Source organism: Robertkochia aurantiaca (assembly GCF_020166495.1).
In the GTDB taxonomy this organism is placed as follows: domain Bacteria; phylum Bacteroidota; class Bacteroidia; order Flavobacteriales; family Flavobacteriaceae; genus Robertkochia; species Robertkochia aurantiaca.
On record NZ_JAINZS010000006.1, the window covers coordinates 34,442 to 46,861 of the forward strand.

The 12,420-nt window shown below is 46.0% G+C and carries 12 protein-coding genes; 4 read left to right on the forward strand and 8 right to left on the reverse strand.

Annotated features, from left to right (window positions below; genetic code table 11):
* The first annotated feature begins 5 nt into the window (after positions 1-5).
* Together K7R10_RS11430 and K7R10_RS11435 are read left to right on the forward strand one after the other, a co-directional pair.
* Entirely contained in the window at positions 6-614 is a 609-nt protein-coding gene (locus tag K7R10_RS11430; RefSeq protein WP_224484851.1) for a superoxide dismutase, read from the forward strand.
* A 101-nt stretch (positions 615-715) separates the two neighbouring features.
* A complete protein-coding gene (locus K7R10_RS11435) occupies positions 716-2,143 on the forward strand; it encodes an amidohydrolase (protein WP_224484852.1) in 1,428 nt (475 codons plus the stop codon).
* Positions 2,144-2,159: 16 nt separating this feature from the next.
* Here the strand turns inward: K7R10_RS11435 and K7R10_RS11440 are convergent, their stop codons facing one another.
* From K7R10_RS11440 to K7R10_RS11475, 8 genes are all read right to left on the reverse strand, one after another.
* A complete protein-coding gene (locus K7R10_RS11440; protein WP_224484853.1) occupies positions 2,160-2,741 on the reverse strand; it encodes a YceI family protein in 582 nt (193 codons plus the stop codon).
* 110 nt (positions 2,742-2,851) lie between these two features.
* On the reverse strand, positions 2,852-4,126 hold the full coding sequence (locus K7R10_RS11445; RefSeq protein WP_224484854.1) for a hypothetical protein: 1,275 nt from the start codon (positions 4,124-4,126) through the stop codon (positions 2,852-2,854).
* Between the two features lie 48 nt (positions 4,127-4,174).
* Positions 4,175-4,762: a YceI family protein gene (locus K7R10_RS11450; RefSeq protein ID WP_224484855.1), complete on the reverse strand. Its 588-nt coding sequence runs from the start codon at positions 4,760-4,762 to the stop codon at positions 4,175-4,177.
* A gap of 252 nt (positions 4,763-5,014) precedes the next feature.
* On the reverse strand, positions 5,015-5,911 hold the full coding sequence (locus K7R10_RS11455; protein WP_224484856.1) for a bestrophin family protein: 897 nt from the start codon (positions 5,909-5,911) through the stop codon (positions 5,015-5,017).
* 104 nt (positions 5,912-6,015) lie between these two features.
* Positions 6,016-6,957, reverse strand: a complete 942-nt coding sequence (locus K7R10_RS11460) for a hypothetical protein (RefSeq protein ID WP_224484857.1) — start codon at positions 6,955-6,957, stop codon at positions 6,016-6,018.
* A gap of 129 nt (positions 6,958-7,086) precedes the next feature.
* On the reverse strand, positions 7,087-8,376 hold the full coding sequence (locus tag K7R10_RS11465) for a serine hydrolase domain-containing protein (RefSeq protein ID WP_224484858.1): 1,290 nt from the start codon (positions 8,374-8,376) through the stop codon (positions 7,087-7,089).
* Between the two features lie 66 nt (positions 8,377-8,442).
* Positions 8,443-8,979 carry a GNAT family N-acetyltransferase gene (locus tag K7R10_RS11470; protein WP_224484859.1) on the reverse strand — a complete coding sequence of 179 codons (537 nt, stop codon included), beginning with the start codon at positions 8,977-8,979 and terminating at the stop codon, positions 8,443-8,445.
* A 13-nt stretch (positions 8,980-8,992) separates the two neighbouring features.
* Positions 8,993-9,679 (reverse strand): Crp/Fnr family transcriptional regulator, encoded by a 687-nt coding sequence (locus K7R10_RS11475; protein ID WP_224484860.1) that lies wholly within the window; start codon positions 9,677-9,679, stop codon positions 8,993-8,995.
* A 105-nt stretch (positions 9,680-9,784) separates the two neighbouring features.
* On the opposite strand from K7R10_RS11475, the gene K7R10_RS11480 reads away from it, so the two are divergent.
* The gene (locus K7R10_RS11480; protein ID WP_224484861.1) at positions 9,785-12,157 is read left to right on the forward strand and encodes a heavy metal translocating P-type ATPase; all 2,373 of its coding nucleotides are present in this window, start codon (positions 9,785-9,787) and stop codon (positions 12,155-12,157) included.
* Between the two features lie 71 nt (positions 12,158-12,228).
* The gene (gene ccoS, locus K7R10_RS11485) at positions 12,229-12,417 is read left to right on the forward strand and encodes a cbb3-type cytochrome oxidase assembly protein CcoS (RefSeq protein ID WP_224484862.1); all 189 of its coding nucleotides are present in this window, start codon (positions 12,229-12,231) and stop codon (positions 12,415-12,417) included.
* Positions 12,418-12,420: the final 3 nt, after the last annotated feature.

The following is a 12,420-nucleotide window of genomic DNA, read 5'->3' on the forward strand; positions in this document are numbered from 1 at the left end:
TATATATGGCTTTTGATTTACCGAAGTTACCTTATGCATACGATGCATTAGAACCAAAGATAGATGCCCGCACTATGGAGATACACCATACCAAGCACCACAACGGGTATACCACCAAGCTGAACAATGCGATCGAAGGAACCGACCTGGCCGGGAAGTCTATAGAAGACATCCTGGAGAACCTTGATATGAAAAATACCGCTGTAAGAAATAACGGAGGTGGATTTTACAATCACCGCTTGTTCTGGGAGATCATGTCTCCCGATGGAGGCGGATCTCCTTCAGGAGAGCTGGGGAAAGCGATCGACAGTGCCTTTGGCTCATACGAAGGATTTAAAGATAAGTTTTCAAGTGCTGCTGCCGGTCAGTTTGGATCGGGTTGGGCATGGCTGTGTGTTCACAAAGGCGGAAAAGTGGAGATTTGCTCGACGCCTAACCAGGACAATCCTTTAATGCCCGGTGTGGGATGCGGAGGATTTCCAATACTCGGCATTGATGTCTGGGAACACGCTTATTACCTGAACTATCAGAACCGCCGCCCAGAATACATCGATGCATTTTTCGATGTGATCAACTGGGACAAGGTGACAGAACTATACAATGAGAATAAATAGTTTTTGAATACCATTTCTTTGAGAAGCCGGGTTAAGCCCGGCTTTTTTTATGCGTGCCATATGACTGATTTTAGTAAGTTTACAAGACAAAACCGCAAATTATGAAACCGATAAAGACCATTTTACTCACATTTTTAATGGCGGCCACTGCCGGTGCCCAGCAAACTCAGGATAAAGCCATCATCGAAGAGCTCGATGATCGGACTGAAAAATATGGAGAGATCGCTCAACAGATATGGGAATGGGCTGAAATGGGTTACCAGGAGGAAAAGAGTGCTGCCCTGCTTATGGAAACCCTGAAGTCTGAAGGGTTCGAGATACAATCAGGGGTGGCAGGAATACCAACAGCCTTTGTAGCGAGTTACACCAATGGTGAGGGTCCTGTGATAGGAATACTTGGTGAATATGATGCGCTTCCGGGTCTTTCCCAGGAAGCCGTTCCTTATGAGGCTGATAAGGGTGCAGCTGCAGGTCATGCCTGCGGACACCATCTTTTTGGGACGGGCTCAGCTGCCGCTGCGATAGCCATCAAAAATTACCTGCAAGCTTCAGGGGAGCAGGGAACCATACGCTTTTATGGATGCCCCGCCGAGGAAGGCGGTTCGGGAAAAGTCTATATGACCCGAGCCGGGCTCTTTGATGATCTCGACGTAGCCCTGCACTGGCATCCCGGTGATGCCAATGAAGCCAACCCGGGTGCTGCCCTGGCCAATAAATCGGCTAAGTTTCGTTTTAAAGGAATTTCTGCCCATGCTGCAGGATCTCCCGAACGCGGTCGCTCAGCTCTGGACGGGGTGGAAGCGATGAATATGATGATCAATATGATGCGTGAGCACGTGCCTTCTGATGCGCGCATACACTACGTGATCACCGACGGTGGTGATGCGCCGAATGTGGTACCTGATTTTGCCGAGGTATACTATTATGCCAGACACCCGAAACGTGATGTGGTGATCGACATTTTTGACCGTATGGTGAAGGCTGCAGAAGGGGCAGCGATGGGTACTGGAACAAGCGTTACCTATGAAATGATCGGAGGTACCCATGAATTGTTGCCGAACCTTACGCTTCAGGAACTCATGTATGATCGTTTGCAGGAAGTGGGCGGATTTGAATATGACACCGAAGAGCAGCAGTTCGCCAAAGAAATAGCAACAACCCTTGGGCGTGACCTCGAAATGCAGGCAGTAACAGGGGTGGCACCTTACAATACATCAGCCAGGGCCTACGGATCTACCGATGTGGGTGATGTAAGCTTTGCTGTTCCCACTGTAGGGATGGGTGCCGCTACATGGGTTCCCGGCACACCGGCTCACAGCTGGCAGGCCGTCGCCTGCGGGGGTACCGATATAGGGAAGAAAGGAATGATGGTGGCAGCCAAAACACTGGCTCTTACCGCCCGGTCTCTTTTTGAGAATCCGGAATTGATCGAAAAGGCACAAGAGGAATTTAAGGAGCGACGTGGCGCTGACTTTCAGTATATCCCGTTGATTGGTGACAGAGAGCCGGCCCTGAATTATCGAAACTGAGAAAGGGCAGGGCTCATTACTTCATCATGAGTGACAAATCAAAATTGATCTGGATCTGTTCCTTTACCGTGATGAGTCCCATAACACGGCTTGGAGCCTTAAGATCAAAGTCTCTTAATTTGAGGTTGAGAGTCCCCTGAACATTCATCATCTCGGTCTTTACCACTTTCAGAGGGATCTGATAGGTGTTGTTCTTTCCGGCTATGGTGATGGTTACTATGGCGATGTATTGTGTAGGAATGTGAGGTGAAGGTTTAATATTTTCCACCTCCAAAAGCACAAAGGGATATTCTTCGGTGCGTAATAATTTATTGAAATCATTATTGATTCCTTTACCGCCGCAATCAAAACCGGTATTGTTCAGCTGAAGAATAGCCTGGTCGAATACCAGCATATTATCATTGACCTGGTAGGTTACCTTCACCGGTTTGTTCAGGTTATCAATATTGTAATCGCAGCTGAAGCTATGCACATTGGTCTTCCCTAAAATGCTCAGATCGCTTTCAGAGGTAATGATTACCTCGGCCGATTCTTTGACCGGCGGGTTGATTACCATCAACAAAAAGGAGCTCAATATGAAGATTATCGTTGTTTTCATCGCTGCGATAAGATAAATTAAAAAAGGCAGAGAGACAGGCCTCAACAGGAACTTTTAAACCTTTTGAGACCTGTCTTCCGCCAGTAGCAGGTTAGATTAAGGTGTTATTATTAGAAGCTGATCGCTGCTTCAAGCATGATACCGTTAAAGCTTCCTTCGTTAAAGATGCTGGTATCAGCAAAACCGTCATAGTTCTGGTTTACATATTCGATCTTAGCCAGTACATTCTTGGTCAGGAAATATCCTGCAGACAGCTGGAATCTGTTGATCTCGATGTCACCGTTCGCAGGGTCAGCATCTTCTGCGTCTACCAGGTTGTAACGGGTTCCCACATAGAAATCTTCATTTTGTCCGAATCTGTAGATCAGCTCACCGGCATACTGGTTAGCAGTACGCTCTTCCAGTTCAGCATCGGCTTTACCTTTAGTTACTTCAAATGTTCCAAAGAACTCCAGACCTCCGACTTTCACGAACGGGTTGATCATTATGGCCGTGATGTTATTTCTCATACTTGGGTTGTAACGACCTGAACGGAAGTTTGAAGAGGCTCTGGCATCTTCCGGCTCCAGTACCAGGTAGTAACGAGATCCTGCACGGTCAGCACTGTAGAGGTATGAGTTTCTAACAGCTCCGGTGTTATAGATAGATCCTGTTAAACGGAATCTGAAATCATCCCATGTTTTGTCATATCCTAATTTGGCAAGGAATGAAGCACCACCGGTTCCGGGGTTGGCCACGTCCTGGTTCAATTTACCATTGGTGAAACCGATCATTCCGATCCATCCGGCTCTTCTGTAGTACAGCTCAGCACCTACCTCTGTGGTAAAGGCATCCATGATCAGGTTACCAACAAACGGGTTGTAAATAGTCTGAGAGTTGTCACTTCTTCTGAAGTGGGCATCCCCGTAGTTGTTCTCCATATGACCGATCTTCACGGTAGTGTACTTCATAAAGTTTTCCATGAAGCCTTCGCTGATGAAATCAAGCGCATCGATCTGGATGTACCCACCTTTCACGTAAGGCTCTGGGTGGTGACGAGAAGACAAATACGTTCTTAAGTGCATTCTCAGTCCTTTGTAAAGCACCACATCAAGATCAAGGTTGGCAGTAGCCAGGTTGAAATTGTCACCGATCTCGATCAGTGGAACGGCACCTGAGTTTTCATGGCTCAGTGCCTGAAACTGTAGGGTTGAAGATCCACCCACTCTTACATATACCGGCTCATCGTCCAGTACGGTGTCTTTGGGTGCTTCGAATACATTGATACCTCTTTTGTCGTAATGTCTGAAGTTATCAAGGTCTCTCTTGTTTTGTGCAAACAGGGTAACCCCTGATAGTAGCAGCACAAAAACTAACAAACTGCGCATAGTTAATGTTGTTCTCATAGTTCCTGTTGTTTACTTGTTGTTATAGTTAAAAAAATGATTAGGGTTCTATCGACTCATGGTCGACTTAAACTTTATTGTTACTTCGTCACCTGTGGTTATAGTCCCGAAAAGGGCTGTAGGTGGTTCGACATTGAATTCTGTCATTTTAAGCGATTTTTCCCCGGTTAAGATCACTTTGTTGCCGTCTACCTTCATCTCGAAAGGTACAGTGACCATTTTGGTTACTCCCGAGATAGTCATCTCTCCAGCGGTTTCGATGGCCCAGGTTCCGGCTCCTTTTTCAGAAATGGTTTTCACTTCTTTCATTTTATACCTGATGTTTTCATGGTCATCCGCATCAAGAGCCTTATAGGTATTCTTGTCCATACCGCCTTTTCCGCTTTTCAGGCCTTTTACTCCTACGATCACTTCCAGATCCTTAATGCTGTTATCACTTTCTCCCATCAGAAGCTTCACATCCTGGTCTTCGGCATCGATCTCCCAGTCATGCAGATTCGATGTTCCGTAAATGATCATCTCAGAGGAACTATCGTCTAGTTTATACTCTTGAGCTTTCAGGCTCATTCCGCATAGCAGCGTCACCAGGAAAAGGATGACCCATGCTTTACTGTTGAACTGTGTTGTATTCATCATACTTGGTTTTTACTTGTACAAATTTTCGCATTATTGGTTTCTTAAATCATGATAATTGTCAGGAGCAAAAAAAATTATGCGTGAATGGTATTTTTATGAGAAGGTCGTGAAGGGAAGCCTTAATTTTAAACGACTGAAAATAAGCATATTACCTATCAAATAAAATTATAGCATCGTATATTTATTTATGATGGTCATAAAGATTTTAAATAATTTCTTAAAATTTCCTTAATGTATGGAGTCGTAAATATCCTATAAAATAAAGTATTTCTCTTGTTTTTGACGGGAAATGACCGGGCTTTCCGGGTTGACCATCTTGTTCAGGTTGTTTTCGATGGTCTCTGAGATCTTAAATACCGGCACATCGGTCTGATAACCTTTGAAGGGATCCTGCAGGTGTATGGCAGATTTTTCCAGCAGGAAGAAAGGAATGGTAAAAAGAATGAGAAGCGTGCCAACCAGGTAACCAAGATATTCGATGAGCCCGAAAGGAAGTAATATAATAAAGATATAGAGTAGAAATTCAACCACCTTACTGTAGGTTTTTGGAAAAACCGTGTTGGCAATTCGCTCTGACCTTCCCATGGCATCACAGAGCCGGGTAATGGTTTGCTCGGTTAGCATATGTTGAAAATCGGTCAGGTGACCTTTTTTCCGGCAATTTTCCAGGATTTCGCTTTGCAGGTGTAACAGGGAGTTGGGAATATGGCCCGCAGAAGTAACCAGGGAAAGCTGCTCTTCATTTAAATATCTTTGAATGTCTTGCTGTTCCTGGCCTTTCAATGATCTGGCCAGGGCATAACACCAGGCTATTTGCAGGTTTTTTATCTCATTAACCGTTGTAGTTCTGAGGTCATCAGGTAAAAATGAAAGACTTTGTCGTAATAAGGTGCGACTGTCGTTTACAATACTTCCCCAGATCTTTCGGGCTTCCCACCAGCGGTCATATGCCTGGTTCAGCCGAAAACCAAGGATCAGCGATATCGTGGTACCCAATATAGCCGGGATGGCTACAGGAATAAAGATTCCCTTGACCTGGTATATTTCGTCGAGGATCTCAATAGCTATTACATACAAGCTTGTTAGTAACAGTTCTGTTTTGACCTTATTCAGAATAAAGCCTATCGGAATGGGTTTGTCCAATAGCATATCATCTGTCTTAAATACATTCGGGCATATCTTTTTTACCCTGTAAGGCTAAAAAAGGAAACCGAAGCAGCGGGGGGAACTGCTCCGGTTTTTATATTAAATGTTTATTGAAGAGGCCATTCCTCCCAGATGCCGCAATGACCTGCCTTATCGGTCTTTTCAATGTCTGTCTGTGTGCCGCTGTAGGAAGCGTTCATTACAGCCCGGGGTGCAAAGAAAATTTTTCCGGTTCGATTGGTAAAAGCTTCCCCAAAATGAGCCTGGCTCAGCCCATGCCCGGCCTCATGTAAAGCGACGGTTTCAACATCAAATACTCCGACACCGTCTACCCATGGAAAGTTATCATTATAATAAATCTCTCTAAACGCGACATCTGTTTTGCCGTCGTTATTGGTGTCAATCGTATTTCCCTGTGCATCGGTAAAGACAATGGTGAAGGCGACTCCGAGAATAAAATTGCTTCCACCAGGAGCCAACCGATTGAAGAAACCTCCCTCAAGCCATCCGGCATGTACCACATCACCGAAAAACCCGAATGATCCGCCATAACCAAAAATGGCGGCTACGAATCCGGTCTGGATGTTTTCGTTCGAAGGTATGCGGGTCATATCGAGATCAGAACAAATGACCTGGTCCCAGGTATTCATGGCGCGGGTGATGGCAGCGTCGGTTTGTGCCACCGGTAGTGACTGAGATGGTCTTGTATTGTCAATATAATACGAGACAGCAGGGCTTCCGTCTAAGGATTGAGCGGGAACGAAATCTGCCCCGAGTTGCCGGTTACCCCGGTCTGAAAAGAACACCGTTCTGCCCATAAGTCCGTTTTCCCCGGTGGTCAGGTATTCGGCACTGTACAACGTATAATTCAGGGAGGCCGTTTTGGCAAGCGTAGATTTTGGAATAATATCTTCCAGGTTGATGAAGACCGCTTCCGGTTCAGGGATTCGGGTCAGCTCAGCCTCGGGGGCGGTTTCCGTTAGATCGTCATGACAGGATGTCAATCCGAAAGTCAACAGTACTGCAAAACAGAATAATGCTTTTTTCATTGTGATTTAGTTTATTAGTGAGTGAATATTAGTAAGCTAAATCACAAGGTTGGAGGGATTTAAATCTACATATAGGCAAATAATAAACTGTAAATCAATCGATTAAAGGCTTATATATCCTTTGTGATATCAATCGTCTATGGCAGAAAAGGTAAGTTGCATGAATTTCCAGCCCGTATCATCGGTGTCTATGGCCTGGGTTTGTTTCATGATAATGCCAATGAGTTCTTCTTGCGGGTCAGCAAAATACTGGGTGTTGAAATAGCCACCCCAGTAGAAGGTTCCTTCACTACCCCACCCCCCTTTTAACGAGGTTTTACGGTCGGTTTGCCCGAAGGCGAGGCCGTAATTTCCGGCTACCCCATCGAAAAGTTCTGCGATCTGGTTGCTGAGTATGAAATCAACCGTTACCCGGCTAAGAAGTCTTTGACCGTTATAGGTGCCTTTATTCAGGTACATTTGCAGAAACCGGGCATAATCTTCGGCAGTGCTCGACAATCCCGCTCCACCTGAAAAAAACCGTTTAGCCCCTTTTACAGGATAGTCCGGATCATAAAATGTGGTGGGATAATTCTCCCATTGATCATTTGCCAGGGTTTGTATGCGTACCAGACGGTCTTGTTTTTCCTCCGGAAGATAGAACCAGGTGTCATCCATGCCCAGCGGATCGAAAATGCGCTCCCGGAAAAACCGGTCGAGCGGCATGCCGGAGATCACCTCTACAAAATACCCTAACACGTCCAGCCCTTCGCTATAAGTGAATTTTTCTCCGGGCTCATGATGCAGGGGGAGATCTGCCAGAGCGAGAACACTTTCTTCGATCGTTACATCTTCAGTGGTGAAGAGGTCTGTGACCCCAGCCTTATGATAAATCATTTTTATCCTTTCATCAGCATCGATCTGCCCGTATCCCAAACCCGAAGTGTGAGTGAGCAAATGTCTGATAGTGATCTTGTTTTTTGCCGGGACAGCCGTGTAAGTAGTATCGCTTGCCACCAGTGAGTCGAGCACCTCCATGTTTTCGAATTCAGTAATGTATTTTTCGATCGGGTCGTCAAGTCTGAACCGGCCTTCTTCCCACAACATCATCACGGCTGTGGCGGTTATCGCTTTTGTCTGGGAAGCAATGCGAAATATGGCATCCCGTTCCATGGGTTCACCCGTTTCAGGATTGGCTGTACCAAAGGCCTTATGATAGGCGATGACTCCATTCCTGGCAATAAAAGCTACTGCTCCGGGGATTTCATCTTCTTCTATGGCCTCCTCGATCATCCTGTCTACTCGTTCCAGTCGTTCTGCTGACAAACCGGCCTCAGCGGCATTTCCGTATCTCAGTTGAGAAACCACCTCAGCGCTTTGCTGGGCAGCAGCGGTAAAAATTGAAAATAAAATGATCGTAAAAAGTGGAAGGCGTTTCATATGTCAGACTTGTTTCCCATAAATATAGGAAAATATGCTACGGTTGCTAAAATAGCTCTGCGTTACCTAACACTTATATGTATAAAGTACACATCTTTCCAGGGAAGGGAAACCGGAAAGTTCGGGATGGAGAAATTCGGTCTTCTTTTGCATCCCGCTTTTTTCCATCACGCGTATTGATGGCTGATTAATCAGGGGGGCTATGGCAGCGATCTGTGGCACCTTCAGATTCGTGCAGGCCCAGTCGAGGCACCGGCGGGCTCCTTCACTGGCATATCCCTTGCCCCAATGATCAGGGTGCAGCCGCCACCCGACATCGGTCACAGGGGTGAATGCTGCATCAAAGGTCTGGTAACCGATTCCTATGAAACCTATAAAGGTGCGGGAGTCAAGTTTCTCCACAGCAAAATAACAATGTTGCCTGCTTTGATAAAGTCTGTTCATGCGGGAGATGAAGCCTGCTGTATCTTCAACGGTGAGGGTCGAAGGGAAATAGCGCATGGCTTTCTCATTACTATTAATGAGATGCATGGGTAACAGATCTTCAGCAAGTGACCAGGTTCTGAAGCCAAGTCGTTCCGAAGTAAAAAGAAAAGGTTTCAAACCTATGAAGGTTTCAGAAGCCTTCTGAAAGACGTTCCAGGGAGTTTTCGTCGGTGATCCTGATGCGTTTTCCCTTAGTCTCTATCAGACCTTTTTTACTGAAATCAGAAAGCATTCGAATCAGTGATTCTGTGGCAGTACCCACCATTCCGGCGATCTCTTCGCGAGATAGCTGCAGGCCGAGATACCCCTCGTCATCTTCTCCGAAATCTTCCTTGAATTCCAGCAGATAACTGGCCAGACGTTCTTTGACGGGCTTCTGAGCCATGTTTACGATATGGTTATCTGCTTCCTTCAGATCATCACATACCTCCCGAAGTACACTGTCTGTAAATTTCGGATTGGTATGAAAAGCGCTCATGATATCGGCCTTAGGTATAAAACAGACCTCCATGTCTTCAATCGCTATGGCTGAAAGATTCACGGTATCATTTCCTAACATGGTTCTCAGACCTAAAAGGTCGCCTCTTTTGATGAATTTGATGATCTGGCTGCGGCCGTTATTAGATAGTTTGGTCAGCTTACATATGCCCTCTTTAATACAATAGACTCCGTCAAGATGTTGACCTTCTTCAAAGATGGCTTCACCCTTTTTAACGGTGTAACCTTCCTTACAGGCTGAGATTCGGATCAGGTCTTCCTTGTTAAGTGTATTTAGAGAACTGAACTGTCTGACGATACAGTGTTCGCATTTGCTCATATGACGTTAGGTTGTCTGCTCGTTTCCAATTTACGAATTTGATGACAAATATCATACTTTTTTTGCTGACTACCCAGCATCTTTGTTTCAGGTAAATGAGTTAAAATGAGCATGAACTGCTTTCACTGCGGAACCAACTGTGGTACCGCACCCATTTGTTTTGATAACAAGGAGTTTTGCTGTACCGGATGTAAAACGGTATACGAGATCTTTTCTGCAAATCAGCTGGAAGGCTATTATGACCTGGATGAAAACCCGGGGATCAGACCCGGGGAGGTGGAAGGGAAGTTCGACTTTCTCGATAATCAACGCATCCTTGAAAAATTACTGGAATTCTCAGACGGAGATATATCGGTGGCAGAGTTTTATATTCCCTCCATTCACTGCAGCTCCTGTATCTGGATACTGGAGAACCTGCATAAACTCCACCGGTCGGTCAAGGCCTCTCAGGTGGATTTTCCGCGGAAGAAACTTCGGGTCACCTTCTCGCATTCCGATCTGACAGCTAAAGAACTGGTGCTCCTGCTGAGCCGGATAGGTTATGAACCCTACATCAGTTTGGAAGATGCCGGCCGTAAAGAGCAGGATATCGACAGAAGTCTGATCTATAAACTGGGCGTGGCCGGCTTTGCGTTTGGAAATGTGATGTTGCTTTCCTTTCCTGAATATTTCGAGATCGATGAATTCTGGCTGAATCAATACAAGCCTTTTTTCCGGTGGATCATGTTCGGGCTCTCATTACCCGTGGTTTTCTATGCCGCAGGCGATTATTTCAAAAGCGCCTTTAAAGGGATACGTGCCGGGTTGTTAAATATCGATATTCCCATCGCCCTGGGAATTGCGGTGCTTTTTCTGAGAAGTACCTGGGAAATAGCTACCAATACCGGACAGGGATTTTTTGACAGTCTAACCGGCCTGTTATTCTTTTTACTGCTGGGTAGATATTTCCAGGAGAAGACCTATTCTTTTCTTTCCTTCGAAAGAGACTATAAAAGTTATTTCCCTGTAGGGGTGACCCGTATGGATGAAGACGGGCAAGAGATAAGCACAGACATATATGATATAAAGGAACAGGATCGTTTGCTGATCAGAAACCAGGAGCTGATACCTGTAGACGGGATACTTCTTAACGGAAAAGCACGCATCGATTACAGCTTTGTGACCGGCGAGTCTGACCCGGTAACCCGGGAGAGTGGAGAGAAACTGTTTGCAGGCGGAAAGCAAACCGGAACAGCCATTGAAATGGTGGCCTTAAACAGTGTTTCCCAGTCATATCTCACTCAATTGTGGAGTAATGAGGTATTTTCGGGTGATAAACAAACCCGTTTTCAGAGCCTGACCGACCGTATCAGTAAGTATTTCACGGCGGTCATTTTACTGATCGCCTTTGGTGCAGGAACCTATTGGTATGTGACCGATCCGGCGCTGGCCGCTCCTGTCTTCACAGCCATACTGATCGTGGCTTGTCCTTGCGCCCTGGCGCTTTCAGCTCCCTTCACCCTGGGAAATATGCTCAGAATATTCGGGAAGCAGAAGTTCTACCTGAAGAACGCCCAGGTGATCGAGCGCATGGCAGGCATCGATACGGTAATCTTCGATAAGACAGGCACCATTACCGCTAACGCCAATGCTGATATCGCCTATGAGGGGGTTGAACTTACCCGACAGGAGAGATCGTTACTTCGTACGGGGCTGCGAAATTCGAACCATCCGCTCAGCCGACAGCTCTACGAGTTTCTGCAGGATCAACAGATCGATACCCTTGATCATTATAAAGAATCGACCGGAAAGGGACTGGAAATGAGTGCCGGCGGTGTGCTTATCAGGGCAGGTTCGCGAAGCTTTGCCGGTAGTCCTGACCTCGAAGAAGTGCTGAACACCAGTGTGTATGTAAGCACAGGTGAGGCCTATCGCGGCAGGTTTACCTTTTACAACCGATACCGGAAAGGAGTGGCAGGGCTCTTCCGTTCGCTGGCTGCTAAGTACCGTCTGGGAATTTTATCAGGCGATAATGAAAGCGAACGTGAAAACCTGCAAAAACTACTGCCTGCCGGAACCAAGCTTTTCTTTAACCAAAAGCCCGAAGACAAACTTAATTATGTGCGCTTTCACCAGGAGGAAGGGGCAAGTATCATGATGGTAGGTGACGGACTTAACGACGCCGGTGCCTTACAGCAAAGCGATGTGGGAGTAGCCGTTTCTGAGAATATCAATGTGTTCTCGCCCGCCTGTGATGCCATACTGGATGCTGAAAAACTGCCTCAACTCGGTGCTTACCTGAAGGCTTCGGCCCATGCGGTGACGGTTATCAAGGCCAGTTTCGTGCTGTCATTCCTGTATAACCTGGTCGGCCTTTATTTCGCAGTAACCGGAGCTTTATCTCCTGTAATTGCGGCTATTTTAATGCCTCTCAGCTCGATCAGTGTGGTGTTGTTCACCACCGGACTGACCGGTTGGATCGGTAAAAAACTGAATTAAACCGTGGTCATGACAAATGTCATCTTTTTTACCCTGACCACAGAATACATTTGTTAACGCATTCTTAAGGTATGAGTGTTATCTACATTTTAATTACGGTAAGCCTGATTGTGGCTGTCATTTTCTTTGTCGCTTTCGTAACAGCGGTACGCAGCGGTCAATATGATGATAGCTATACCCCATCGGTACGTATGCTGTTTGAAGATGAACTCGTGGAACCTGAAGAAGATTCTGAACCTAGCAACAGTACTAAAAATTGATTA